Raw genomic sequence first — 25,918 nt, forward strand, 5'->3', positions numbered from 1 at the left:
ACCCGAAAATCAGGCGCGACCGAGTTATCCACAGCCGCACCCGCCAACAGACTGACCAAACAACAGAATCACCCCAGAAAAGCCAGACGATGCACGCGCCCAAGCCCCCCCCCAACACCCCAACGCGAGTCACACCTCAACCCAATACCGTCAGGCGCGGCATCACTGATGCCTCGCTCCCGGTGGCTCAGCCTGCTCCCCACATCTGTTGCGTCAGACGGTGATCCCGTAAGCTCCGCGCAGAACGCCCGCCGGGAGATCTGCATGTGCAACCTCTATGCGCAAACAAAGTCACAGGACGACATCCATCACGCGCTGCGGGAGATCACCGATGACGATGCGGTCATCGAGGATCTGACGGGCAATCTGCCCTCCCTGCCCGGCATCTGGCCGGATTATGCCGCGCCGATCCTGCGGCACGGGGCGCACGGCTACCATATATCCATGGGACGCTGGGGTATGCCGACGCCGCCGCAATTCCTCACCGGCAGAAAGGTTGACCCCGGCGTCACCAATATCCGCAACCTTGACTCACCGCATTGGCGGCGCTGGCTGGCGGTGCCGCATCGATGCCTGGTTCCGTTTACCAGCTTCGCCGAACCCGACAGCCGCCCCGGCCCGATGCGCGGGAAACCCGTCTGGTTTACCCTTGGCCGCGAACCGCCAGTGGCCTTCTTTGCCGGTATCCGCACCGAATGGACCTCAACGCGAAAGCTGAAGGAGGGCGCCGTGACTGTGGACGCCTTTGCCTTCCTGACCTGCGCGCCCAACCGCGAGGTGGCAGACATCCACCCCAAGGCCATGCCGGTCATCCTGACCCGGCCAGAGGACTGGCGCATTTGGCTGACAGCCCCGTTCGAACGTGCCCGCCGCCTGCAACAGCCCCTGCCCGATGGCGAGCTGGAAATCCTGCCAGAAGGTTCGTCCGCAGAGTTCGGCTGACCCAAGGGACACGACCAGCCCCTCCAGGCATGCCCGCAGCGCACAAAAGTTAGCCAACTGGCAAAGTTTTCCTTGCCAAATCTTGTTGAAAGATCATAGTTAGCCACATGGCTAAGTATGATTCTGACCTCTCTCTGCTGTTCCACGCCCTGTCAGACCCGACCCGCCGGGCGCTTCTGACTCGGCTGGCGGCCGGGCCTGCGCCGGTGACGGAGCTTGCGGCCCCGACCGGGCTGCGTCTGCCGACCGTGATGCGGCATCTTTCGGTGCTGGAGGAGGCAGGGCTGATCGCCACGTCCAAGGACGGTCGCGTGCGCTCCTGCGCCATCGTGCCCGAGGCGCTGGCGCCGGTTCGTACCTGGCTGGATGAACAACGCAACATTTGGGAAAGCCGCCTCGACCGGCTTGATTCCTATGTCATGAAGATCATGGAGGAACGCGCGAAATGACCACCGATCTCGACCCCGATACCGATCTGAGCTTTACCCGCACCCTTGCCGCCCCCCGCCAACTGATCTGGGAATGCTGGACGCAGCCGCGCCATATCCCGCATTTCTTCATCCCCACCCCGCACAAGGTGACGGCGGTGGATATCGACCTGCGGGTCGGGGGCCGCTTCAACACCACCTTCGAGGTGGAAGGCAACGTGATGGACAATCGCGGCGTTTATCTGGAGGTGGTGCCGGGCGAGAAGCTTGTTTTTACAGATGCTTATACCGAGGGGTGGAAACCCGCGCCGGAGCCGTTCATGACAGCGATCCTGTTGCTGTCGGATGCCCCGGATGGCGGCACGACCTATACGGCCATCGCCCGCCACCGCAATCCCGAGACCCGCAAGACGCATGAGGCCATGGGCTTCTTCGATGGCTGGGGCACGGTCGCGACCCAACTCGAAGCCTATGCGCGCGGGCTGATGTGATGGGCCGCTTTGCCACGCTGCATTTTGAACGGCAGGTTGCGGCACCCGTCGCGACCCTGTGGCAGACCTGGACCGCGCCCGCCGCACGCGCGGTCTGGGCGGCCCCCACGCCCGCCGTCTCAGTTGAGTTTCTGGAAGCTGACAGCCGGACCGGCGGGCGCGAAATCTCCCTGTGCAAGGTCGACGGACAACCTGACATCCGCTGCGAGGTCGGCTGGCTGGACATGCAGCCGGCGCAGCGCAGCGTGAACTACGAGGTCGTTTCCGTTGATGGCGTGGTGCAATCGGCAGCCATGGTCACGGCAGATTTCACCCCCGAGGGCGAAGGCTCCCACCTCTCGGTCACGGTGCAGCTTTCCTCGATGGCAGGGGATATGGAGGCAGGCTATCGACAGGGCTTCGATGCCGGGCTTGGCAATCTCGCAGCGACCGCCGAACGGACCATGGTGATCCGGCGGGCGATCAGGGCGCCGCGGCAACTGGTCTGGGACACCTGGGTAAACCCGGACACCTTACCGCAATGGTGGGGACCAGAGGGGTTTTCCTGCCGTACGAAACGGATCGACCTGCGGTCGGGCGGAGAGTGGGTGTTTGACATGATCGGGCCGGACGGCACGGTTTTCCCCAACCATCACCGCTATGGCGAACTTCGACAGCCCGAGCGGCTGGGCTATACGCTGCTCTGGGGCGAAAACGGGCCGAAACACGCCGACGCCTGGGCCCAGTTCGACGAGACGGATGGCACGACAACCGTCACGCTGGCGATGATCTTCAGTTCGGCGGCCGAGTTCCAGCAGGCCAAAGGCTTTGGCGCCATCGAACTTGGCTTGCAGACCTTGGGAAAACTGGCCCGGCAGATCGGTGCGCCGTAAACCACGCCCGCGCAGCCGGGTCAGCCCGAGGCCTTGGCGATGTCGACGGTGACGCGCACATCACATTTGCCCAGCCCCGCCGCGTCGATCACGGCCTGCGAAGCCCCCTGTGCCCGCACCTTCAACTGCACTTCGATGCGGGCAAGGCGCGGGTCAACCAGCCGCGCGTCATAGGTGACACCAATGTCCACCAGCGAGGACGCGCCCGACTGACTCACCGCGGGCCCCTTCCCCGTGAAACGGGTGTCATCCACACGGCTCCAGTCGATTGCGCGGGCCGCGCCTTCCATGCGGAACCTGTCCGGATGGAAGGCACCGTTCCAGACGATATCCCGCGGGAAGACCAGCGCATCGGTCATCGGGTCCAGCGCCGCATCCAGACCGGCCGGGCAGTGCGAAACCTGCCTGCCGGTCACGGTGCCGATCCATTTGCCATCCTCCGGCACCATCACATCGAAAAGCTCCAGCGGGCATTCCCCGTCGCCACCGGCGGCAAGGTCGATCTCGCGCAGGGACAGGCTGCTCCAGATATAATCGCCGTCAAAGCGCACAAGCGTCGTGCTGCCAGCAGGTGCGGCGGTGCCCAGAACGACTTCGGCCTCTTCCATCGTCACCGCCGCCAGTGCGCAGCGGCAACCGCCCGCGCCGCAATCCGCGACAACCAGCTTTTCCTGCGCCAGCGCGGGGGGCGCCGCCAGGAGGGTGACAATACACAGGGCAAGACGGGTCATTCGGGGCTCCATCCGGGGACAAGCGTGGAAATCGGGTCGTCGCTGGCCGGCCGGAACGCGACACCCCCGAAAGAGGGTGCCTTGGCCATCGACAGGCTGGGCAGAATCACGGCCATTGCTCCATCGGTCACAGCGTCTGTCTCCCCGAAGACGCACAGCGGCCCCAGCGCGCTTTCCTCGCATGGACCGTTCTGCGCCAGCCATTGCAGCGGATTGAGCACCAGCATCCTGTCATCCGGCCCCGTCAACGTGACACCTGGAAAGCGTGCCCTCACCCCGGCAGCCGTTTCCGCGAAGAACGCCTCCTCCGCCTGCCATCCGTCTGGCAGATTAAATGACAGGCCGGTCGCGGCATCTTTATAGGGGGTGGCACCCGGCAGAGGCACCGGCTCGGCAGGGGGAGCATCCTCGCCCATTCCCGCCTGTTCAAAGCCCACCGGAATCTCGAACGTCCGAACCCCGTCTGGGGTTACCTCGATCTCGGCAGCGAAATACATCCCCCCGGCAGCAAGCCCCTCGACCTGCCAGCGTCCGGGGTAAAGCGTGGTCTCCCACGCCCCGGAAAAGGCTTCGGGCATCGCCACGGCCTCGGGCGCGGAAGCCAGGGGTGTGAGCGGCACCGCGCTCCACGAGACCGGATCATTTTCGTATCCGGACGGGGGCGAAATCCGCACCGGGATCTGGACGGGAACGCCTGCATCACTCCCCACCTCCAGCGGCATGGAAAAGATGACACGACGGTCGGCGCTGCGACCAAGAACGTAGCGCAGCACATAGCGCCCCGGAGCGTCTGGCGCCACCATGCTGCCCGCACCTTCGGGGCGATCCCCCGGCTCTATGGTTTCCGCGACATAGAAATATGAGAGATCCCCGGATGTGTCCTCTTGCCCCTCGGGCACGATCGCGACCCAGTCATCCGCTCCGGCGGGACCAGCCCACAGCACGGTGAACGGCTCCCCCGGCAGAACCGGCCCCGTCGGCGTCAGGCGCGCGGTCACATTGGCGCCGATCGCGACATAGGGCGAGGTCAGGCCCGGAACACCCGGCTTCATGCCCGACACGAAACCATCGGCAACGGGATAGACATCGGGACGAAACTCGGTGCCTGGCCGGAACGCAAAACAACGTGCATGCTCCACAAAGAAGCTGCCGACGGGTTCGAAACGCCATGACCCGCAGGCGCCGTCAGCCTCGCAGATGGCGCGACAGGCTTCGGCGGTGCCGTCTGCCGGAAAGTCGAAAGCGGCGGGTTCCGGCAGATCGGGGCCAAAACTCTGGCCTGTCGTGGCAATGGCGAAACCGGGCATCCAGACATCGCCGGGGAAATGGCGCGCCGGGGCATCGGGCTCCGGCTCGGGCAAAGGTTCCGGCGCTGGAAGTTCTGCCCCGCTCACCGCCTGCTCCAGCGCGCCTGCAAGCCCCCCGGCATCCGAGGCCTCGATATAGCGCCCGCCGGTATTGTCGGCGATACAGGCGACCTCCGCCGCCTCATCGCGAGTGAGGCCAAAGCCGATGACATGCGCGGTGAAATCGACGCCGGACTGTTCCAGCTCGGTGGCCAGCGCGCAGGGGTCGGCCTCGCAGGTTTCGATCCCGTCGGTCACAAGCACCACGGTTGCAGGTTCCTCCGTGCTGCGCAATGCTTCGGCCGCCTGTCGCACGGCCTCGGTCAACGGGGTCTTGCCCTGAAACCGCATCGTCCGGACCGCATCGAGGATCGCCGTCGCGCTGCCGGCCTCGGGCGCCACCATCAGTTCGATATCCGCGCAATTGCCGCGTTCCCGGTGCCCGTAGGCCATCAGTCCCAGCACCCGGTCGGCGGGCATATCCGCCAGAACATCGGCCACCACCTCGCGCGCAATCTCCAGCTTGGGTCGCCCGTCGATCTGCCCCCACATCGAGCCCGACCCGTCCATCACGATCAGCGTGCGGCTTTGGGCCATGGCAGGCACAGCCAGGCCAAGCGCAAGCAGCGTCGCGCACAGACGATGACAAATCAGGGGCATGGCGGTCTCCGGCTCATGGTCATGGGCGATCATGCTGCGAGAATGGCCGCGCGTCTTGGGCCAAGCGGCAGTGAATGCGGGTCAGACGGAACCCTGCCCCCCGTCGCGCAACCGCTGGAGAGCAAGATTGCGCGTTTCAGTCGGGGTCTGTCCGAAAGCCTGCCGGAACCGCTGGTTGAACCAGGAGAGGTCACCAAACCCCGCTTCGGCGGCAATCCGGCTGACCGGCAGCCCATGTTGCATCGGGTCAGACAGGCGCCGACAGGCCAGCATCAGACGCCTGCTCAGGACGTAATCCGTGAACGAGGTTCCCTCATCGGCAAAAAGTGCCCGCAGATAGCGCGGCGAGATTCCATGACGCCCCGCTATCCAGCCGGACGAAAGATCCGGGCTGGTCAGGTGCCGCTCGATGTCCGCCCTGATGGCCCGCAACCGCGCAACGCGCGCGCCCCGCCCCCGCGCGATCTGTTCGGTTTCACGGTCGGCCCCGATCGCCAGCATCACCAGATCCTGAAGATGCGTGCAGCATTGTTCCAGATCGGATGCCGACAAATGCGTCGCTTCGGCGTGGATGGCACGGGCATAGGCCAGCATCAGTCGCCATTGCGGTGTCAGCGCGATCTGCGCCCGAAGTGCAAGCCTGTCGCCCGCCGGTGCCAGCAGCGCACGCGGAAGCGACAGGTAGAAGGCATGCGCGCCCTGCCCCTCAAACCGGGCGACGCCCGGCTCCCCGGTCGGATCAAGGTAGATCGAGCCCACCGCGCAGGCCTGCTCGTTGCCACCCCGCTGACGAATGGTGAAGCCGCCGGAAAACGGGATATGCAGCAGGATATTGTCACCCGTTCCCGCCGCCAGCGCCAGGGTCCGGCTGGTCACGCAGGCGGAATGGCTGGTATCGGCAAAGACCGCCTGCCCGATCAGCGCAATCGAGGTGCGCGAGGCGAAATCCTCGCCCGTCGGCGCAACCATCAGCTGACAGACCTGCGCGCAGGCCGCTTCGAATTCAGCAATCCGCTGGCCGGGGTCCAGCGCGTTGGTGTCGAGTTGGAAATGGGTCATGGCAAGCAGGGTCTTTCGGCAACCCCCAGAGCCTTGCCTGCGGAAATGAAGCTGTCAACCGATCCCCGCGACACAGGCCGGGCGGGTTTTGGGATTTGCCCGCCTGTTCCGGCAAAAAAGAAACCTGTTCCCCTCTGGCACGGGATCGGGTGCAGATATTCCCGCCGCCGCGCTGAAGGGATTCAACTGCGCGCGCGCGCAGCCAAAGGCCAAGAAAATATCCCGGCAAAATACCCAAGGAGGCAGGATTGGTTCCTTGATCATCCGACAAGAACCCATGAAATGAGAACAAAAGCCTCCTTCAGCGAGAGAACCCCGATGACCCGTCTTGCCTTTGTTCCTCTTTCAGGCCTCGCCGCGCTGTTTGCCAGCACTGCTTTCGCAGCCGATCTTGGCCCGCTGGTCACCCCTGCGGAGCTGGCCGCCGCCAGCGCCGAGGCGCCAATCATCCTCGACATCCGCGCCAAAGGCTATGCCGAGGGCCATATCGAAGGCGCGGTTTCCGCGCCCTACGGCCTGTTCCGCGGCCCCGAGGAGAATCCGGGCGCCGTCCCCCCGGTCGAGAAGCTGGAAGAAACCTATGAATCGCTGGGCCTCGATCCGGCGCGGCCGGTGGTCATCGTGTCGCAGGGCGATACCGATACCGATTTCGGTGCCGCCGCGCGGGTTTACTGGACGCTGAAAAGCTCGGGCTTTACCGAACTTTCGGTGCTGAACGGCGGGGCGACAGCATGGGCCAATGCCGGGCTGCCGATCTCGACCACCGCCGTGACCCCGGCGCCGACCGACCTGACGATCACCTGGAACGATACCTGGACCGCCGATACTGCGGCTGTCAGCGATGTCGTCGCGGGCAAAAGCAAGGCCATCCTTGTCGATGCACGTCCGCCCGCCTTCTTTGAAGGCAAGAAGGCCGCCCCCGCCGCAGCCCGTCCGGGCACGCTGCCCGGCGCGCAGAATCTGCCTTACACCGAATTCTTCCGCGCGGGCGCCACGGCGATCAACCCGACCGGCGATGTGGCGGCGCTGAAGGCGCGGCTGGGCATCGGCGCGAATGACGAGGTGGTGTCCTTCTGCAACACCGGCCATTGGGCCGCGACCGACTGGTTCGCGCTGTCCGAACTGGCGGGGATCAAGAATGTCCGGCTCTATCCCGCCTCGATGGTCGAATATTCCCATACCGATGGCGAGATGGCGAACCAGCCGGGGCTGTTCACCAATCTGCTCAATCAACTGACGGGCGGCAACTGATGTCCGCCGCTGGCACAGTTTCGGCACGGCCATCCGGTCAGGGCCTTTGGCGCGCGGGCCTGCTCGCGGGGGCGCTGGCGGCTGTGGCGTTGGTCGCGCTGTTCGTGGGCGCGCGCTACGGGTTGATGCTGGCCATCGGCCTCGGCTTCGGCATCACGCTGGAGGGGCTGCGCTTCGGCTTTGCCGGTCCGTGGAGGGCGATGATCCTGCGGCGCGAACCCGCCGGGGTGCTGGCGCAGCTTCTGGCCATCGCCCTTGTCGCGGTCGTGGCCATCCCGCTGCTCAGCAGCCATCCGGGGGAGCTGTCGGGGGCACAGGCGCCGATCGGCTGGGCCATGATCGGTGGCGCCTTCGTCTTCGGCGCAGCGATGCAGGTGGTGCTGGGCTGTGGCTCGGGCACGCTGGTCAATGCGGGCTCGGGCAATCCGGTCGGACTGCTGGCCCTGCCGTTCTTTGCCATCGGCAGTTTCGCCGGGGCCTATGGGCTGGTCTGGTGGACAAGCCTCGGTGCGCTGCCGGTGCTGACACTCCGCGGCGGCTTCGGGCTTGGCGTGACGCTGGCAGGGCTGGCGCTGGTGGCCGGGCTGTTCTGGCTGCTTGGTAAACCCGGCACGCGGCGCCTGCCGACACGTTATGTCGTCGCGGCCCTGCTGCTTGCGGCCCTTGGCATCGGCAACCTGCTGGTCGCGGGCCAGCCCTGGGGCGTGGTCTACGGTCTGGGCCTTTGGGCTGCCAAGGGCGCCAGCGCCATGGGGGCGGATCTGTCCGGCTCGGCTTTCTGGAGCGCGCCGGGCTCGGTCGAGCGACTGCAAAGCTCTCTGCTGACCGATTATACCTCGCTGACCAATCTTGGCCTGATCGCCGGGGCGTTCGGTGTCGCCACATGGCGCAGCGGCGGCCTGTCACAGCCCCTGCCCCGCTATCCGGCCCGCGCCTGGATCGCCACGATCATCGCCGGGCTGCTGCTGGGCTATTCCTCGCGGCTGGCGTTTGGCTGTAATGTCGGCGCCTTCTTCTCGGGCATCTCTACCGGCAGCCTGCACGGCTGGGTCTGGTTCGCGGCCGCCTTCGCAGGGGCCTTTGTCGGCATCCGCATTCGCCCGATGGTCGGGCTGGAGGCACGCGCATGACCCGCCGTTTCACCGCGACGCTGATGGTCCTTGGCCTTGCCGGGCTGCTGGCCTTCGACCTCACGACCACCCCCCCCAACCCTTACAAGGCACCCGTGGTCTTTGCCTTCGGCTCTGGCCTTGCCGCATCGGGCGGCTTTTGCGGAGCCTTGCCGAACTAAGGCCAAACCAGAAAGGCGCCCGGATCAAGCCTTGCAGACGATCCGGGCGCGGCTTCTGCGCCTCTTTGCCAATACTCTTACGAGCTATTGATTCAGCTTGATTATTTTGGCACCGCACGCGGATGATTTGGCGCCGCAGCCCCAGACACCACCCGCTTCGCCTGTTTAAGCTCTGCCCAGAGACGGCGGTCTGCCGTCGAGGGAGGAAGCCATGGATTACAAAATGCTCATCAACGGCAGGTTGGTGGCAGGCGAGCGCATGCTTGACGTCATCAACCCCGCCACCGAAGAGGTTTTCGCGCGCGTTCCGCACGCGACTGAAGCCCAACTTGACGAGGCCGTCGCCGCCGCAGCGGCGGCGCAAAAGATCTGGGCGAGGACCACCATGGCCGAGCGCCGCGCCGTGATCGAGGATCTGGCCGCCGCCATCCGCGCCAATGCCGACGATCTGGCCCGCACCATCACCATGGAACAGGGCAAGCCCCTGCCCGAAGCGGCGGGCGAGGTGGAGTGGAGCCAAGGCTACCTGCTGCATACATCGACTCTGCAGCTGCCCGACCGGATCATTCAGGACGATGCGCAATTTCGCATCGAGACCCGGCACAAACCGCTGGGCGTGGTCGGCGCCATCGTCGCATGGAATTTCCCGCTGCTGCTGGCCTGCTGGAAAATCGGGCCTGCGCTGATGGCCGGGAATGCCATCATCCTCAAACCCGCACCGACAACACCCGTCACCACGCTGAAGCTGGGCGAGATCTGCGCCCGTATCCTGCCCGCGGGGCTGGTCAACATCCTGACCGACAATAATGATCTCGGCCCGAAGATGACCACCCATCCGGGCATCGCCAAGATCGGCTTCACCGGATCGTCTCAGACCGGCAAGCGCATCATGGCCAGCGCAGCCGACACGATGAAGCGCGTGACGCTGGAAATGGGCGGCAATGATCCGACCATCGTGCTGCCCGATGTCGACGTGCGCGCGACCGCCGAAAAAGTTTATGGCGGGGCTTTCTTCAACGCGGGTCAGGTCTGCCTCGCGATCAAGCGCGCCTATGTGCATGACGCGATCTATGACGATTTCTGCGACGCGCTGGCCGACATCGCCAGGGCCGCCGTGGTGGATGACGGGCTGAAGCAGGGCACCACCGTCGGCCCCATCCAGAACAAGGCGCAGTTCGAGAAGGTGAAGGGCTATCTGGAAGATGCCCGCACCAGCGGCCGCATCATTGCCGGAGGCGAGTTGCGCGCTGGCAAGGGTTATTTCATCAGCCCGACCATTGTGCGTGATGTAACCGATGGCCAGCGTATCGTGGACGAGGAACAGTTCGGCCCGATCCTGCCGGTGATCCGCTTCAGCGATGTGAATGACGTGATCGCGCGGGCCAATGCCTCCGAATACGGGCTGGGCGGGTCTGTCCATTCCGCCGATCTGGACAAGGCAACCGAAATCGCGGGCCAGATCGACTCTGGCACGATCTGGGTGAATCAGCAGCTCAACATCGGGCCGCATATTCCGATGGCGGGCTTCAAGGGCTCGGGCCTCGGGGTGGAACAGTCTGTCGAAGGGCTGGCCGAATACACCCAGATGCAGGTTCTGAACGTCGCGCGCGGCTGAGGCCACCATTGACGGCTCCGCCTGCCCGGCCCGCCGGGCGGGCCTTGCCCTTTCCGGAGATCAAACATGTCTCATGCAATGGCGGCAGGCGCTGCCCCGAAAGACGGGCTGTCGCATGTCACCGGCCCCGGGGAACCACCGCTGAAACAGGCCACCATCCCGCAGCTTCTGCGCGAGGCGGTCGCCAGCCATGGTGATGCCGAGGCGCTGGTGTTCTGCGAAACAGGCCAGCGGCTGACCTATCGGGCTTTCGCGCAAGAGGTAGACCGCTGCGCCGCCGGTTTACTGTCACTCGGGGTGACGCAGGGCGACCGGGTCGGTATCTGGTCACCCAACCGGCTGGAATGGGTGCTGACGCAATTCGCCACCGCCCGCATCGGCGCCATTCTGGTGAACATCAATCCGGCCTACCGTCTGTCGGAACTCGACTATGCGCTGAACAAGGTTGGCTGCCGCGTGCTGATCACGGCCCGTTCGTTCAAAAGCTCGGATTATGTGGCAATGATCCGCGAACTGGCCCCGGAACTGGGCCGTGAGGTGCCCTTGGCCTGCTCCCGCCTGCCGGAGTTGCGGCATATCGTGGTCATGGGCGATGACGCGTCCTCCGGCATGATCGCCTTCACCGATCTGACCGGCCGCGCCACCCCTGCCCTTCTGGCGCGGCTGGACGGCATCGAAGCAGGGCTGGCCCCCACGGACCCGATCAACATTCAGTTCACCTCGGGCACCACCGGCATGCCCAAGGGCGCCACACTGTCGCATTTCAACATCGTCAACAACGCGCGTTTCGTGACCGACCGTATTGCGCTGACCTCAGCCGACCGGCTGGTCATTCCGGTGCCGCTTTATCATTGCTTCGGCATGGTGATGGGCGTGCTGGGCGCGGTCAGCAAGGGCGCGAAGATGATCTTCCCCGGTGAAGGCTTCACCCCGGCGCAGACGCTTGACGCCATCGCGGCGGAAGGTGCCACTGCCTGCTACGGCGTGCCCACCATGTTCGTTGCCATGTTGCAGGAACTGGATCGCCAGCACCGCGACCTGTCCACCCTGCGCACCGGCATCATGGCGGGGGCGCTGTGCCCCATCGAGGTGATGAAACGCGTGAACCGCGACATGCACATGCGCGAGGTGACGATATGCTATGGCATGACCGAAACCTCCCCCGTCTCGTTCCAAAGCTTTACCGACGATCCCACCGAAAAGCGCTGCGAAACCGTGGGCCGCATCCATCCGCATCTGGAGGTGAAGCTGGTTGACGCCGAGGGCAACACCGTGCCGGTGGGCGAAAAAGGCGAGCTGTGGACCCGCGGCTATTCGGTGATGGCGGGCTACTGGGGCGACGAGGCCGCAACGGAGGCCAGTATCACAGACGGCTGGATGCACACCGGCGATCTGGGCGTGCTGGATGCGGAAGGCTTCTGCACCATCGTCGGACGGGTCAAGGACATGATCATCCGGGGCGGCGAGAACATCTACCCGCGCGAGATCGAGGAGTTCCTGATCCGCCACCCCGAGGTCAGCGATGTGCAGGTCTTCGGCATCCCCGACGATACTTTCGGGGAAGAGGTCTGCGCCTGGGTCGTGCTGAAACCCGGCAGCACGCTGATGGCAGAGGCATTGCGCGACCATTGCAAGGGCCAGATCGCGCATTTCAAGATCCCGCGCCATGTGCGGATCGTGACTGACCTGCCGCTGACCGCCACGGGCAAGCCGCAGAAATTCGTCATGCGCGACCGGATGCAGGAGATGCTGCGCAACGAGGCGGCTCAGAACGCGTGATCGTCCAGATGGCAGGCGATGCAGCGGCGGGTGGGACCAGAGGGCCTGCCCGCCGCATGTTCGTCGATATGGCAGCTCTGGCAAAGGCCATGGAACTGCGCCTCCAGCAGCGGGGCGACCTTCTGGTCGGTGACATGGCAGGCCATGCAGGGCGGCCCGGCCGTGCGGTCGACAAACTCATGGTGACAGGTCGCACAGGGTTTGCCGAAATGCGACTGATGGGTGAAGGTCATCGGCAGCACCGCAAGGCTGCCCCCGAAGCGGGCCGCACGCTCCGGCAGCGGCTGGCCCATCGGCAATCCGGTGACGACCAGCGCCACCCCGGCCAGAAACAGCGCGGCCAGCAGCCATTTCACGGCATCACCTCACGCATCAGGACGAAGACGGCCACCGCCCCGCCACCGGCCCCCAGCCAGGCTGCAACCGGAACAGCGGATGCGCGCGGCCAGATCCGGCGACCAAAGGCGCAGGCCAGCGCAATGGCGACCGGAGCCGCCGCCTGCCACCACAGAGGCAGATAAAAACCGCTCAGCAGGACATGCAGCAGCGTTGCCGCCAGACAGGCCAGCGCAAGATGCCGGTGCAGCCTGCGAAAGCCGCGATAGCTCGGGTGCAGGCGCCGGCGATCAGGCATGCGGGCAAGGATGCTCAGCCCTGCCAGAAGCAACAGACCGGCAAGGCCCAGCCACATATGCAGGGGACCACCCGGCAACAGATAGAACCGCGCCACGGCATCGCCCGCGAGAAACCAGAACGCATGCAGACATGCAATGGCCAGAACCCAGTAGCCCAGCAATTCATGCGGGCGGGGTGTGCCACGCGGGCCGGGGATCATCTGGAACAACAAGCCCGCCAATGCCAGAAACCCCAGCGCATTGCCGAAGTCCCAGAACAGCCCGCCACTGCGCCACGGATCGGCCAGCGCCATGACCGCAAGGATCAGCAGCGCCGGAACCGCCCGTTCACGGCCAGGGATATTCCGCAATCTCGACGCCCAGATTGCGCAGATCCTCGACCACCTTGCGGCGATAGATCACGACATCGCCAACCGGCACCGCCCGACGGCGCGTCACCTCGGCCTCGGTGAAATGGCCGCTGCCGTCAGACCACTGATCAAGGATATAGTTCATCACCTCCGCGATCTGAGCGTTGGTCATGTTGTTCCCGACCACGCCTGGCACATGCATGACGTAGTCACGACCGGATTCGATGCTGACGATATAGCCGACCGAATTGGGAAAGGCGGGAATGCCGCCTTCCACCGTGCCCAGCCCCTGCATGCCGTGGCAGCCGGAACAATGCAGCACATAGTTCGCACGGGGTGAGGTCGCGGTATTCCCCGCGACACCCGGTGCAGCCGTGGCCAGAACCAGAAGCGAAGCCAGCAGGGCCTGTTTCATCATGCTCTCACTCCGTCGGCGGGCGCAGGGCCTTCAGATCATCCTGCGTGGTCATGCTGGCGCGCATCTCGGCGATCTGGGCAAGCGTTACCGACTGGTCGGTCTGGCCCAGATCAGACAGAACCCAGCTGGTAATCTGCGCCAGTTCCTCATCCGTGGTCCCGGCGACCGGCACCATGATCAGCCCCATATAGCGTTCGCCGTTCACGGTGATCGGCTTGGCGAAGCCCTTGGTGACAATGCCGCTGATATAGGTCGGCGCCTTGTCGCCCAGCGCCTGCCAGAAATCCGGCCGGTTCAGCGGCGGGGCCAACCCCGGCGTTCCGATCCCGCCGGTATTATGGCAGGCGGCGCAATGCGCGTCGAACAGGGCCGCCCCCGCATCCTCGGCGGATGCGGGACCGGACAGGAGACCGGCAAGAGCGGCCACAAGGAGAACCGCGCGCATCAATCGGCCAGACCCACGACGACCGACACCGTACAATGATAGCCCTTGTCGGTATTGGCGGTGCACCAGTTGATGTCGTTGTAAAGACCCATGCGATAGCCGGGACGTTCGCCCTTGTTGTTGTTGCAGAAGGTCGCGCTGGGGATGAAGGGTTTGCCGCAGCAGTCATTGTAGCTGATGAGGTAGTCCTTGCCGTCATCGGGATTCGAGCAGGTGCCGACCCAGGACACCGCCGAAACGCTGCTGCCCGGCGGGCAGGAAGTCAGCGAGCCGCCGGAATCCTCGCACAGGAAACCGTCGATGGCGCAATGCCGCCAGTAGCTGCACGGATCCGCCGCGCCGCCTTCGGTCGAGGCGAAGGCCCGGCGGTCGAAAGGCAGCACCGGCACCGAGACGGCGGCGCCCAGCAGCGCCATGCCGGTGCGGGCGAGGAAGGACCGGCGGCCATTGCGGCGCGCGGAAGAACGGATATTCGCCTCAGTCGCACCATCGAGGCGCTTGAGGAATCTGTCAATGAAACGGGTCATGTCGGTTTCCTTCTTGATGTCACGATATGTCAGGAGGTCATCCCGGCCACAGCGGCCTGATAGGAGGGGATGCCGGTTTCAGAAGCGGTGAACAGGCTTTCAAGCTGTTCCCGGCTGTTCACGAGACCCTTGGCCGCCACCTTGCCATCCTTGTCGATGAGTACGGCGAAGGGCAGTTTCGAGACCTTGAAGCTCATCCCCAGCTCCGGGGACAGCACATAGGGGAAGGCTTCGAGGTTTTCGGCTTCAATCAGGCGGCGGTGCAGTTGCTCGCGCCCGTCCGAGGCCAGAACCACGTCGAGCCAGCCCTGTTCGTCAGCCTTGATGGATTTCAGCGCGGGCAGCAGCGCCTTGCAGATCGGGCAACTGGTCGACAGGAAAAACACCAGTTGCGAACGCCCCCCTGCCCGTCCGAGCGTCAGCCCAGGCCCGTTCAGGTTGGGCAAGGCCAGCGCCGGAACCTTGTCACCCAGCGCTGGCCCCGCATCCGAGATCATCGCGCCGACGGGCGAGACACGCTCGAACAGAATACCGATCTGGCGGGCCAGGGCGAAGATCACCGCAAGCTGGATCAGCACCACGACCCACAGCAGGATGTTCGAAAAGATCAGGAGGTTCATGCTAGAGGTCTCCCTGCCGGATATAGGGCAGATGCGAGGCAAGGCGCTCGATGATGGTATAGATGGCGACAAGGACCAGCGCGCCGGCAATGGCGATGGCAACATCGAACTTCGGCACCGGGGCCGCAGGCAGCATCGCCACCGACAGCGCCAGCAGGGTCAGCACGGCATTGCGGCCCAGCGTGAAGACCGACACGATTTGCGGCAGACCGCCGCAACCGCAGTCGATCCGGCTGCGGCCCTGCACCAGGGCCACTGCCATGATGGCCGCGTAGCCCGAGAACAGACCCGCCGCCAGAAACCCGCCGAAAGGACGCGAAACCGGCAGGATCAGCGCAAGGATCGTTGCCACCTCGACGCCGGTCAGCAGCCGAACCGCCGGGGCAGCCCAGGCTTCGGGCACCAGGCCGTAACCCTGTGCGAAACCCACGGTTTCCAGAAACCGTTCCACCTTGTGCCAGACCGCCCGCGCCAGCACGATGACCAGGAAGCTGGTCACCGTCACCGAAGCAAGAGAGGCAAGCGCCGCCATCTCAGTAATCCGTCGCGATCATCGTCGGGAAGAAGGCAGCCCCTTCCTTGGCGGCGCTTTCCGTCAGGCTGACGGTATCGCCCAGCGTCACATCGTAACGATGCAGCCCGCCCAGATGATCCACGCCGATCAGTTGCGGCACCTCGCCCGTGCTCACGGCGATATTGGTTTCGCCATGCGCAGCGCTGCGACCCACAACCTCACCGCTGGTCATGTTGATCGCCCAGATCTCTTCCGCCGGGTTCTTGTGCGTGCCGTCGCCCGCATTGGAATGCATCATCACGAACAGGGTTTTCGACGCGGCGTGATAGGCCATCAGCGTATAGCCAGAAGGCGCCCAGCCATCTTTTGCGAAGGCGATGGTGCGGCCCAGCACCGGCTTGTCGCCGCTGTCATCAACCTCCAGCAGCTTGCCGTCAAACGAGATGTAGACCAGCTTGCCGTCGATCCGCAGCGCGACACCGAAGATCGGCGCCGTATCGGCATCGAAGATCTTGTCCGATTTCGCCGGTTCGCTGACCGTGCCATCGGCGCCAACCGTGTATTTCACCAGAGAGCCATCACCGCAGATGGTGGTGAAGGCCAGCCCTTCAATGGAGGGATAGGCGGTCCAGCAGCCGGGGGTCGGCACCTCGACCAGATCCTTCCCCGCCGCCAGATCGACCACGTTGATCGAGGTCGCGGGCGTGGCATTCTGGACCAGCATGTATTTGCCATCCGCCGAAAGGTTCAGTGCGCCCTTCTGGCTAAGCGTCTGAGCCATCTTGTCGGACACCGTGAACTCGCGCCGCAGGTTCAGGGTTTGCGGGTCGTATTCCTCGATCACCGCCTCGATGGGGCCGCGGGTATAGCGCTTCATGTAGACCGAGCCGGTATAGATCGACTTGCCATCCCCACTCATCAGCATCTGGCTGAAGGTGCCCGCGCCGATATTGCCTTCGAGCGACAGGTCATCGGCGTTCAGCACGAAGACCGAACTGGACCCCGAGATGCCCATATCCATCAGATAGATATGATTTCCCTCGGAAATCCGCGCTTCGACGGCAAGGGTTTCGGGCTGGATGTCTTTTTCCTGTGCAAGAACCTGACCGCCGGTGGCGGCCAGAACCGAAAGCGAAAGCAGAAGATGGTGTTTCATTTGGCGACCTGCTGAAGTGACTAGGGGTTTCATGCGGCGGCGCGGTCCCGCCGGAATCCGGGGGGTGGGGCGGAGGAAGGGCTTTGCCGAAGCCATCCCGCCACGCGCGGCGGGTTCGGTCCGGTCAGACTCTGCACGTCCATTCTGTTCATCCTCGACCGCCTCCCCTCGGTTCTGGATGAAAACCAGATCACGGCAGCGCGGGCCGGGTCTTGGCCGGGTGCGCCAGAATTGTGGCCCCACGCGCCAAAAAAAACATTTCAGATCAATGTTCGATCAGGATTTGAAGATGGTCTTCATAGTAGCCGCCCGGCGAAAGCTGATAAAGCTGCCGGAAACTGCGGTTGAAGTGCGACAGATCACTGAACCCCGCGCGATAGGCCAGATCGGAAATCGCGGGCCGCTGTTTCTGCCGCGCCGCACGGCGCAGATGGCTGGCGACCAGCTTCATCCGGGCCTCGCAAAGCACGCGGGTAAAGGTGGTGCCATTGTCGCGGAAATCGCGTTGCAACTGACGGCGCGACATATGCACCAGCCCGGCGAGCCGCTCGATGGTGAAGTCGCTGTCGGGGACATGCCGCTCGATCGTGTCGCAGATGTAGCGGAACCGCCCGTGCCGGTCGCGGAACGACGCCGCGTCGCCCGGGCGTTCATCAGGGCGGAACATCATGGCAATGAAATCGAACAGATAATCGGCATGGGAATCGCCATGCCCCTCGCCGTTCATCAGCGCATCAAGACTGGGCCGCAGCGGATGCGCCCGGTCCATGCGCCGCCCGGTGACAGGACTGGCCCCCCGCCCTTCCAGGCAGAGGCTGCGTGGCAGATGCACCGACAGGAACGACGATGCCTTGCCGTCGAAACGCAGTTCGGCCGTGCGCGTCGAATCCATCAGCAGACTGTCGCCCGCCATCAACACCTCTTCCCGGCCATTATGGGCCACGCGCATCTCGCCGGATTTCTGCATCAGCAGGAAAAGATATTCGTGGTCGTCCCGGCGAATGCCCGCGCGCAGACGTTCGATCTGGTCGATCTCGCATTGCATGTCTGCGATATCGACCCCGTGACGGCGGCGCAGACTGAAGATTCCGACCGGCTTGCGGGTGTTCTTCACCGGCTTGCTATAGTAGTGGCCACAATTGTTGAGGATACAACTGTTCCACTCGTCGAAACACATCATGGCCTTTCCTCCCCAAAAAGGCTGCATGGTCATCGTGCCGGTTCCGGTGCCCTCGACGCCTCTTTGCGGGCGTGTTTTCAGGGAGCGCAGGGAATCCGGGCGTTGCCGGGTATAGTGCGCTGGCCCGGGTCGGTGATCAATAGTGGAATGTAACCGCTGTCTGACAAGGCCAAAGCGGCAACGGTCAGGTTGGGAACCGTTCACGCCGCGCCTCGGGCGATATCTTGCTGCGCGGTCAGGGCGCAGCACAAAGGCCCTGCGCAAGAGCGTGTCGAACCACAGCCACCTCAGGATGTTTCCGGCAACAAAGCCTTCACAATCTCCGTATTCGCCACGAACCACCGGCAGGTTTTGATGCAAATGCGAGGCATATGGCCGGTCAGAGGAGCCGCATCAAATATCACTATCAAGCCACGCCACACCCGAGTTGCGATCCACTCCGCACACACGGTGGACGCCTGCATTCTGGAGTTAATCGAGTAACTGGCATTCAGATCACAGCACCGCCACCTGCTGCCAGTCAGGTACAAAGCGTCATAGTAGCGCTTATCGGATCATTCATGCGGTAGCGGCGGGTGAAGAACCGCATATCAGATTCAATGTGGGGCGCCGTAAGGAAAGGCAGTCCCGAAAATCTTCAGCGACAAAGATGATGTCGCGCAACCCTGTCACCGGCGTTTCGGTCGTGATCGAACGCCGGATAGAGGATATGATGACCCGCGCCGACCGGGACGAATTCGACCCTTATCTGCTGCCCGGCGATGCCATCGCCTGCTATGACAGCGCGGTGACCAACATTGCCGATGTGGCCCGCGTCGTGGGCACGGTACTGGGAAGCCCTTGACCTCAGGCGCCGGGCGGCATCCGTTCCAGCCAGGCAAGGATCTGCCCGCGCGTCTCTTGCCAAAGCGGCGGGATGTTGCGGGCCGCATCGGCAAGTGGCTGGCTGTCACCCGACTTCCAGGCGGTCTCAATGGCATGGAGTCGGGCATGAAGCGCCACGGCGCCAAATGTGCCCGCCGCCCCCGCGCAGCGGTGCAAGAGCTGCATCCGCGCGGCGGGGTCACCGGCCTGCGGTTCATCGGCCAGATCCAGCGCCATTGCGTCCATCTGGTCGATGAACCGCCCCGTCAGGGCGCGGAGTGCGGCAGAAACAGGTGCGGAGTCATCCGGCACCAGACGGGAGGCATCGAACAGCGGCCCTGTTGGTCTGGCCACGGCCCCCATCCCTTCCGCCTGCGGCGCGGCGCCGGAAACCTCTGCCAGGGCCGCAAGCAGTTCCTTGCGGTTAATGGGTTTCTTCAGCACATCCGTCATGCCTGCGGCCCGGAAGGCGGCCACTTCCTCCGGCAGGGCATGGGCGGTAATCGCAACGATGGGAGCCGCCGCCGAGGCGCCCGTTCCCATGCGGATCGCGCGGGTCGCAGCCCGCCCGTCCATGACGGGCATCGAAATATCCATCAGGATCACATCGAACCGGGTTTCTGCGGCGCGTGCCACGCCCTCGCGTCCATCACAGGCCTCGGTCACCGCATGACCTGCGAGCGTGACCATGTCATGCAGGATGATCCGGTTGATTTCGTTGTCCTCGACAATCAGCACGGAAAGGGCGTGGCCGGGAGCCGCCGCATCCGGCGGCACGGCGGCAGTGCCCTCCGGCAGCGGCAAGGCGGCCGCGCTGCGTTCCAGCGGCAGCCGCATCCAGAACACGCTGCCTTCGCCCTGTGTGCTTTCCACCCCCACCTCGCCGCCCATCAGCCCGGCCAGCCGCCGCGAAATGCCCAGCCCAAGCCCGGTGCCCGAGCGCCGCCCGTAAGAGCTGTCGATCATCTCGAAATCGCGGAAAATCCGTTCCAGATCGGCTTCGGCAATCCCGAGGCCGGTGTCGATCACCCGCAACTCGACCTCCGAGACCGGTGCCGCCGGGTCCAGCGCCTCGATCTCGATCCGCACCCCGCCGCGGGGCGTGAATTTGATCGCGTTGTTCACGAAGTTCAGCAAGACCTGCCGGATCTTGTCGGGATCGCCGACCGCCGGTTCGAAGGGCGGGCTTTGCCAGCCCCAGTCCAGCGTGATGCCATTGACCCTGGCCAGACCGTGCTGATTGGCGATCACATCTTCCACGATGTCGGACAGGCGGAACGGCCTTGATTGCAGGCGCATCATCCCGGCCTCCAGTTGCGAAATGTCCAGAACATCGTTCACCAGCGCGCTGAGCAGCCGGCCCGAAACCTCCATCGAGCCGAGATAGGTTTTCTGCTGCGGGTCAAGCCGGGTATCGGCCAGCAGCGACATGGTGCCCAGCAACCCGTTCAGCGGTGTGCGCATCTCGTGCGACATGACTGCCACGAATTCCGCCTTGGCCTTTTCGCCCGCGACGGCACGGTCATGCGCCTCGATCAGATCGGCCTCGGCCTGCCTGATCTGCGAGATGTCGCGGATGAACAGCACGAAGATCTGCCCCTGATCGCCCTCTGCCACACGCAGCGAGATTTCGGCCGGAAAGACGCGCCCGTCGCGCCCGATGCCATCGACATAAAGCCGCCCCAGCGTTTCCGGCGCGGGATTGCGCAGGGCAGCGGCAAGGCTGCGGTCCCTGTCCTCCTCGGGCTTGACGAGCGTCAGAAGATCCTGCCCGGTGACCTCTTCCACCGTACAGCCAAAGATCGCCTCTGCCGCCGGGCTGAAATCCAGAATGCGCGCCGCGCGGTCACAGACCACGATCCCGTCAAGCGAGGTCTGGATCACCGTGCGCATCCGCGCCGTGGTCAGCATCTGGTCCACGGCGCGGCGCTCGCTCAGCCGGTACATCCGCAGCAGCAGCACCGCCAGAAGCGAGATCGCCACGAACATCCCCCCCGCCATCAGGGCAAGCCTGGCCAGTGTCGTGGTCACGGCGATGCGCGTGGCATCCGAATGTGTGGCGAACTGCGCCAGTCCCATGACCGACAGCGCGCGCACCACGGGCGCAACCGTCTCGGCCTCGCGGTCCATCTGGTCCAGGGCCGCCACCAGCCCGGCATCGGGCAGATCAGCCAGAGCGCTCATCCGGTCGCGCGCCTGGCGGATCACCTCGAAATTCTGTTTGAACTCGGCATTGCGGCGCAGGGTGGAATAGGTGCCCGTGGCGCGAAACGTGTCGATCCGGCTGTAGAAGATGTCGAACCGCTTGCGCAGATCGGCAAGCTGGGCCGCGGTGGTTTGCCCCAGATGCACCTCGACACGGGCGGTATCCAGCGCGTGACGGAAGCGCAGGAATTCCGCATCAACCTGCGACAGCGTCCATTGCAGATTGTCCGAAGCGGCAGAGCGCAGCGTGTTCAGCTGCGCGACCACGTTCTGCGTCATGGCGCCCATGATGCCGAACAGGATGGCAAGGATGGCCGAAACCACCAGCAGGCGCAGGCGCCGTAACCGGCGGCGCTTCCGGTCAGCAGCCGGATTCAGCCCGGAGCCTGGCATCGCGTCATCCGTCACCTGTCGTTCTTCCGATCCGCTGCCGATCCTAGGGTCGAACCTCGATCCGTTCCAGTTGCCAGATGCTGCGGGTGTAGATCACCTCGCTGCGGTAAGCCGGGTCGGAATCGTAGGGATAGACAATCCACAGCGGCCCCTTGTCACGGAGGGACATGGCGGTGCCGTTGCGGCTGTGGGCGATGATGGGGGCATTCTCCGGCCAGTCCTCCACCGGGATCTCGACCGAATAGTCATTAGCGGCATAGGCCTCCAGCAGCGCGCCGGTCATGCCGGCAGCCCGCAGCACCGCGCCCAGCGAGACGCCGGTGAATTCCTGCGGGCCTTCCGTCCAGACCGTGCTTGTGGTGAAGGTGATCTGTGGCAAGGCGGCAAGGGCGGCTGCATCGAAGGTGACGCTGGTGCCGGGCTTGCCGTCGACAGTACCCGTCAGGGTCAGCAACGGGGTATCGGCCTGCGCCGCGGTCATGGCGGCAAGGCTGGTCAGCGCGGCCAGGACGATTCTGCGGGTAAGACGTGGGGCCAAGGCGGTGATATCCTCTGGAAGGGCTGGCTGCGGAACCGGCGCGCGGATTTTTGAGCCGGAGACTAGCATGTTGGGCATCGGCCGGGCATTCGTATCGGAACTGTCGGACTATCCTTGCGGATAGGGGCTCAATAGGCGCCCCGCCCGGTCCAGAGCGCACGGAAGGTCAGCCCGATCAGCACCAGATCCAGCAAGAGCGAGGTCGAGCGCGCATGGGCGATATCCATTTGCATCACTCGGCACGCCCGGACACCTGCCGGGGTTCTGCCCCAAGGCGCCGGAACAAGACCTTAGGGCCTGTTTGGCGGGCTGGCCGGGCAAGGCCGCCCTCCAGCAGTGGCGGGGTGGCGACTTGACCTGTCCGTCAGGATGCGCCCCGATATCCTTTCGCAAGGCCTCACACTTGCCATCTTTCAACCTATAATCGTCAAGCGCTGGCGTTGTTTCCTCCCAACACGAATCGCCCCAAAGGAGAGTGAAGCTGTATCTGGCCCAATCGCGCTCGACCGATGCCACGTCCAAGGCAACAAATGGAGCAAATGGCATGCGTATCCTGATCGCGGACGACCACGACCTCGTGCGCGATACGATCATGCTGTTCCTGCAAGTCGAAGCTGGCGCCGAGGTCGCGGCCGTAGGCAGCCTGCCGGAAGCGGTGAAGGCCATCAAATCCGCGCCGCGCTTCGATCTTGTCATTCTGGATGTGGCGATGCCTGGCATGAACGGGCTGGAAAGCCTGCGGCAGGTCATGGCCATGGCGGGCGGGCAGCGGGTCGCGCTGATTTCGGGCACGGCGACTGCCGACATTGCCGAACAGGCGCTGGCCATGGGGGCTGCGGGCTATCTGCCCAAGACGCTCAGCGCGAAGTCGCTGGCCAATGCGGTGCGCTTCATGGCGATGGGCGAGCAATATGCCCCGCTGGAGTTTCTGCGCGCCGCGCAGGAAGAAGCACCGCATCCGCTGGTGCAGCGCCTGTCAGGACGCGAGATGGATGTGCTGCGCGGGCTGGTTTCGGGGAAGGCCAACAAGGAAATCGCCCGCGACCTCGGGATCACCGAGCCGACCGTGAAGCTGCATATGAAGACGCTCTATCGCAAGATCGGCGCGCATAACCGCACCCAGGCAGCGCTGATCGCGCGGGATCAGGGTCTGTTCTGACCTATCCACCCGGATAGGCGACGGCTCCGCTCACATGGTGGGTCATCCCCCGGCAACGCCCGGTTTGCAAGCGCGCGCCGCTTCTGGCATATGCAGGCCGTTCCAGCGCGCGAGGGGCCAATGGCCGACGATCTGCATCTTTCCGACGACGATCTGGCGGAGGACATCCATCCGCTGTTTCATGGCGCCCCCGCGACCACAGAATTCCGCAAGCTCCGCAAGCGGCTGGTGCGCGAGGTGCGGGATGCCATCGACAAATACGGGATGATCGAACGCGGCACGCGCTGGCTGGTCTGTCTTTCCGGCGGAAAGGACAGCTATACCCTGCTTGCTGTCCTGCACGAACTGAAATGGCGCGGCCTCCTGCCGGTCGATCTGCTGGCCTGCAATCTGGATCAGGGTCAGCCGAATTTCCCGGCAACCGTCCTGCCGGACTTCCTGCAACGCATGGGCGTGCCGCATCGCATCGAATACCAGGACACCTATTCGGTGGTGATGGACAAGATCGGGCCGGGCAAGACCATGTGCTCGCTCTGCTCCCGGCTGCGGCGCGGCAATCTTTACCGCATTGCGCGGGAAGAGGGTTGCTCGGCCGTGGTGCTTGGCCATCACCGCGACGACATTCTGGAAACCTTCTTCATGAACCTGTTCCACGGCGGACGGCTGGCAACCATGCCACCCAAGCTGCTGAATGAGGAAGGCGATCTGTTCGTCTGTCGCCCGCTGGCTTTCGTGGCCGAGGCCGATTGCGAGAAATTCGCCCGCGCCATGAATTACCCGATCATTCCCTGCGATCTGTGCGGCAGCCAAGAAGGCTTGCAACGCCAGCAGGTCAAACAGTTGCTTGACGGATGGGAGGCCCGAAGCCCCGGCCGGCGGCAGGTGATGTTCCGCGCGCTGATGAATGCGCGACCGTCGCATCTGCTCGACCCTTCCATTTTCGATTTCACCGGGCTGACTGCGAAACCCGGAACATTTAGCGAAAATCCTCCGCATCTCGGACAGGAATTTTAACGAACCGTCGAGGATGCGCGCCTAGGGTGCATCGGCGGCCGAGGGGTCGCGGATGTGGCGAGGGCGCGATGTCGGGTCAAATCCGGAAACGGCTGTCAGAAAACATGGGCCGGATGCTGCGGCGCTTGCGGCAGCCTGAAACTCTGCTCCTGCTGCCTGCGGCGACGCTGGCGGCCTACTGGCTGGGTGGAGAGCGGGCCCTGCTGGGACTCGCGCTCGGTGCGCCGCTGGCAGGCGTGGCACTGGATCTGCTGCGCCCGGCTGAAACCGCCATGCACCCGATGCCGGATAGCTTGCAGGGTCTGGCGCTCCGGCCTCAACTGGTGACGCTGCTCGATGCAGCCTTGCGCGCGGCACCGGCCAGCGGTTTGCAGACCGGCTGTCTTGTCGTGCAGTTCGACGATGCCGCCTTGTTGCTGGACCGGCATGGACGCGCTGCGCAGACCGAGGTACTGGCCCGCTGTGCCGAACGCATTTGCAGCGCCCTGCGCAGCGGGGATGTGGTTGCGCGGCTGGAAGGTGGCGGTTTTGCGGTGGCGCTGAGCCCCCAGCGGCGGCTGGATCTGGAAAGCATGATCCAGCTTGCCGCGCGGCTTCAGGCCGCGATTGCGCCGCCCATCAGCCTCAATGCAATGCGCCTCTATGTCAGCTGCTCGGTCGGTTTCTGCCTCGGTGTCGCGGCACCTGCCGCCGAAGGCCGTGCGTTGCTGGATGCGGCGCAGATCGCGGCGGATGAGGCGCTGCGCAACGGCCCAGCCGCCATCCGCGCCTTCGCCCCCGACATGGCGCGCAAACGGGCCGACCGCGATGCCCTGCGCGGCCTGTTGGAAAACGCGCTGGATCAGGGCGAGATCCGCGCCCATTTTCAGCCGCAGGTTTCCACCGATACCGGCGACATCACCGGATTCGAGGCGCTCGCGCGATGGCATCACCCCGAACGCGGCGTGGTGCCCCCTGTCGAGTTTCTGGGGGCGATTGAAGAGGCCGGGCTGGCGGAGCGTCTGGGCGAGGTCATGCTGTTTCAGGCGCTGACGGCCCTGTCGCGCTGGGATCGCGCGGGGCTGAATGTGCCGAAAGTCGGCATCAACCTCTCAGCGGCAGAGTTGCGCAATCCCCGCTTCGTCGAGAAGCTGGAATGGGAAATCGACCGTTTCGGTCTGGAGCCAGGTCGTCTTTGCATCGAGATTCTGGAAACCGTGATCGCCAGTACCGAACATGACGTGATCGTGCGCAACATCGCGGCAATGGCGCAGTTGGGCTGCACCATCGACCTTGACGATTTCGGAACCGGCCATGCCTCGATCACCAATATCCGACGCTTCGCCGTGCACCGGCTGAAACCCACATTTCCCAAGTAAGGCGCTGATTTCGCTGTCCTGACCATTATATTTCCTATATAAAACATGGTGTTGAAGGCTGCGAGGGGCGCGTTTCA

The 25,918-nt window shown here is 64.4% G+C and carries 27 protein-coding genes; 13 read left to right on the forward strand and 14 right to left on the reverse strand.

The genetic code is table 11. The annotated features are described in order from the left end of the window. Positions 1 to 264: 264 nt before the first annotated feature. From C8N34_RS24070 to C8N34_RS24085, 4 genes are all read left to right on the forward strand, one after another. Positions 265 to 942, forward strand: a complete 678-nt coding sequence (locus C8N34_RS24070; protein WP_108130816.1) for an SOS response-associated peptidase — start codon at positions 265 to 267, stop codon at positions 940 to 942. 107 nt (positions 943 to 1,049) lie between these two features. Further along, positions 1,050 to 1,391 (forward strand): ArsR/SmtB family transcription factor, encoded by a 342-nt coding sequence (locus C8N34_RS24075; protein WP_108130817.1) that lies wholly within the window; start codon positions 1,050 to 1,052, stop codon positions 1,389 to 1,391. Further along, on the forward strand, positions 1,388 to 1,861 hold the full coding sequence (locus C8N34_RS24080; protein ID WP_108130818.1) for an SRPBCC family protein: 474 nt from the start codon (positions 1,388 to 1,390) through the stop codon (positions 1,859 to 1,861). The genes C8N34_RS24075 and C8N34_RS24080 overlap by 4 nt, the downstream gene beginning before the upstream one ends. Next, entirely contained in the window at positions 1,861 to 2,733 is an 873-nt protein-coding gene (locus C8N34_RS24085) for an SRPBCC domain-containing protein (RefSeq protein WP_108130819.1), read from the forward strand. The genes C8N34_RS24080 and C8N34_RS24085 overlap by 1 nt, the downstream gene beginning before the upstream one ends. 20 nt (positions 2,734 to 2,753) lie before the next feature. Here C8N34_RS24085 and C8N34_RS24090 read toward each other — a convergent pair whose 3' ends face one another. The 3 genes from C8N34_RS24090 to C8N34_RS24100 all read right to left on the reverse strand — a co-directional run bounded on the left by C8N34_RS24090 (position 2,754) and on the right by C8N34_RS24100 (position 6,529). Next, on the reverse strand, positions 2,754 to 3,464 hold the full coding sequence (locus tag C8N34_RS24090; protein WP_108130820.1) for a hypothetical protein: 711 nt from the start codon (positions 3,462 to 3,464) through the stop codon (positions 2,754 to 2,756). Continuing rightward, positions 3,461 to 5,470 (reverse strand): vWA domain-containing protein, encoded by a 2,010-nt coding sequence (locus C8N34_RS26705; RefSeq protein WP_242013910.1) that lies wholly within the window; start codon positions 5,468 to 5,470, stop codon positions 3,461 to 3,463. The genes C8N34_RS24090 and C8N34_RS26705 overlap by 4 nt, the downstream gene beginning before the upstream one ends. Before the next feature lie 81 nt (positions 5,471 to 5,551). Next, positions 5,552 to 6,529 carry a helix-turn-helix transcriptional regulator gene (locus tag C8N34_RS24100; protein WP_108130821.1) on the reverse strand — a complete coding sequence of 326 codons (978 nt, stop codon included), beginning with the start codon at positions 6,527 to 6,529 and terminating at the stop codon, positions 5,552 to 5,554. A gap of 318 nt (positions 6,530 to 6,847) precedes the next feature. Here C8N34_RS24100 and C8N34_RS24105 point away from each other — a divergent pair, with 318 nt between their 5' ends. From C8N34_RS24105 to C8N34_RS24120, 5 genes are all read left to right on the forward strand, one after another. Next, positions 6,848 to 7,780, forward strand: a complete 933-nt coding sequence (locus C8N34_RS24105) for a sulfurtransferase (RefSeq protein WP_108130822.1) — start codon at positions 6,848 to 6,850, stop codon at positions 7,778 to 7,780. Next, positions 7,780 to 8,910, forward strand: coding sequence for a YeeE/YedE family protein (locus C8N34_RS24110; protein ID WP_108130823.1), 1,131 nt, complete (start codon positions 7,780 to 7,782; stop codon positions 8,908 to 8,910). Before C8N34_RS24105 ends, C8N34_RS24110 begins: the two co-directional genes overlap by 1 nt. Next, entirely contained in the window at positions 8,907 to 9,071 is a 165-nt protein-coding gene (locus tag C8N34_RS26520) for a hypothetical protein (RefSeq protein WP_170120578.1), read from the forward strand. The genes C8N34_RS24110 and C8N34_RS26520 overlap by 4 nt, the downstream gene beginning before the upstream one ends. A 211-nt stretch (positions 9,072 to 9,282) precedes the next feature. Continuing rightward, the gene (locus tag C8N34_RS24115; protein ID WP_108130824.1) at positions 9,283 to 10,686 is read left to right on the forward strand and encodes an aldehyde dehydrogenase family protein; all 1,404 of its coding nucleotides are present in this window, start codon (positions 9,283 to 9,285) and stop codon (positions 10,684 to 10,686) included. 66 nt (positions 10,687 to 10,752) lie between these two features. Then, positions 10,753 to 12,465, forward strand: a complete 1,713-nt coding sequence (locus C8N34_RS24120) for an AMP-binding protein (RefSeq protein ID WP_108130825.1) — start codon at positions 10,753 to 10,755, stop codon at positions 12,463 to 12,465. Here the strand turns inward: C8N34_RS24120 and C8N34_RS24125 are convergent. The 9 genes from C8N34_RS24125 to C8N34_RS24165 form a co-directional block, all read right to left on the reverse strand. Beyond that, complete coding sequence (locus C8N34_RS24125; RefSeq protein WP_108130826.1) at positions 12,453 to 12,821, reverse strand: cytochrome c3 family protein; 369 nt, start codon at positions 12,819 to 12,821, stop codon at positions 12,453 to 12,455. The two genes, C8N34_RS24120 and C8N34_RS24125, sit on opposite strands and share 13 nt — an antisense overlap. After that, on the reverse strand, positions 12,818 to 13,450 hold the full coding sequence (locus tag C8N34_RS24130) for a hypothetical protein (protein ID WP_108130827.1): 633 nt from the start codon (positions 13,448 to 13,450) through the stop codon (positions 12,818 to 12,820). Before C8N34_RS24130 ends, C8N34_RS24125 begins: the two co-directional genes overlap by 4 nt. Further along, complete coding sequence (locus C8N34_RS24135) at positions 13,428 to 13,868, reverse strand: c-type cytochrome (protein ID WP_108130828.1); 441 nt, start codon at positions 13,866 to 13,868, stop codon at positions 13,428 to 13,430. The genes C8N34_RS24130 and C8N34_RS24135 overlap by 23 nt, the downstream gene beginning before the upstream one ends. Positions 13,869 to 13,872: 4 nt before the next feature. Then, complete coding sequence (locus C8N34_RS24140; protein WP_108130829.1) at positions 13,873 to 14,313, reverse strand: c-type cytochrome; 441 nt, start codon at positions 14,311 to 14,313, stop codon at positions 13,873 to 13,875. Beyond that, a complete protein-coding gene (locus tag C8N34_RS24145) occupies positions 14,313 to 14,840 on the reverse strand; it encodes a methylamine dehydrogenase light chain (RefSeq protein WP_054303806.1) in 528 nt (175 codons plus the stop codon). Before C8N34_RS24145 ends, C8N34_RS24140 begins: the two co-directional genes overlap by 1 nt. Before the next feature lie 29 nt (positions 14,841 to 14,869). Next, positions 14,870 to 15,460: a redoxin family protein gene (locus C8N34_RS24150; protein ID WP_054303807.1), complete on the reverse strand. Its 591-nt coding sequence runs from the start codon at positions 15,458 to 15,460 to the stop codon at positions 14,870 to 14,872. Between the two features lies 1 nt (position 15,461). Next, positions 15,462 to 15,992 carry a MauE/DoxX family redox-associated membrane protein gene (locus tag C8N34_RS24155; RefSeq protein WP_108130830.1) on the reverse strand — a complete coding sequence of 177 codons (531 nt, stop codon included), beginning with the start codon at positions 15,990 to 15,992 and terminating at the stop codon, positions 15,462 to 15,464. 1 nt (position 15,993) lies between these two features. After that, complete coding sequence (locus C8N34_RS24160; protein WP_158640811.1) at positions 15,994 to 17,130, reverse strand: amine dehydrogenase large subunit; 1,137 nt, start codon at positions 17,128 to 17,130, stop codon at positions 15,994 to 15,996. A 265-nt stretch (positions 17,131 to 17,395) separates the two neighbouring features. After that, entirely contained in the window at positions 17,396 to 18,310 is a 915-nt protein-coding gene (locus C8N34_RS24165) for a helix-turn-helix domain-containing protein (protein WP_158640812.1), read from the reverse strand. Between the two features lie 652 nt (positions 18,311 to 18,962). Between C8N34_RS24165 and C8N34_RS24170 the strand changes: the two genes are divergently transcribed. Further along, positions 18,963 to 19,154: a hypothetical protein gene (locus C8N34_RS24170; protein ID WP_199750772.1), complete on the forward strand. Its 192-nt coding sequence runs from the start codon at positions 18,963 to 18,965 to the stop codon at positions 19,152 to 19,154. Between the two features lie 2 nt (positions 19,155 to 19,156). On the opposite strand, the gene C8N34_RS24175 is transcribed toward C8N34_RS24170, so the two are convergent. Continuing rightward, a complete protein-coding gene (locus C8N34_RS24175; protein WP_108130833.1) occupies positions 19,157 to 21,772 on the reverse strand; it encodes a hybrid sensor histidine kinase/response regulator in 2,616 nt (871 codons plus the stop codon). 43 nt (positions 21,773 to 21,815) lie between these two features. Continuing rightward, positions 21,816 to 22,310, reverse strand: coding sequence for a putative pterin-binding protein (locus C8N34_RS24180; RefSeq protein ID WP_242013911.1), 495 nt, complete (start codon positions 22,308 to 22,310; stop codon positions 21,816 to 21,818). 544 nt (positions 22,311 to 22,854) lie between these two features. Between C8N34_RS24180 and C8N34_RS24185 the strand changes: the two genes are divergently transcribed. From C8N34_RS24185 to C8N34_RS24195, 3 genes are all read left to right on the forward strand, one after another. Next, positions 22,855 to 23,469, forward strand: a complete 615-nt coding sequence (locus C8N34_RS24185; protein ID WP_108130837.1) for a response regulator transcription factor — start codon at positions 22,855 to 22,857, stop codon at positions 23,467 to 23,469. A 120-nt stretch (positions 23,470 to 23,589) separates the two neighbouring features. Next, the gene (gene ttcA / locus C8N34_RS24190; RefSeq protein WP_108130834.1) at positions 23,590 to 24,483 is read left to right on the forward strand and encodes a tRNA 2-thiocytidine(32) synthetase TtcA; all 894 of its coding nucleotides are present in this window, start codon (positions 23,590 to 23,592) and stop codon (positions 24,481 to 24,483) included. 68 nt (positions 24,484 to 24,551) lie between these two features. Further along, positions 24,552 to 25,841: a GGDEF domain-containing phosphodiesterase gene (locus C8N34_RS24195; protein ID WP_108130835.1), complete on the forward strand. Its 1,290-nt coding sequence runs from the start codon at positions 24,552 to 24,554 to the stop codon at positions 25,839 to 25,841. Positions 25,842 to 25,918: the final 77 nt, after the last annotated feature.

Source organism: Gemmobacter caeni, from assembly GCF_003054195.1.
GTDB classification, from domain to species: domain Bacteria; phylum Pseudomonadota; class Alphaproteobacteria; order Rhodobacterales; family Rhodobacteraceae; genus Gemmobacter; species Gemmobacter caeni.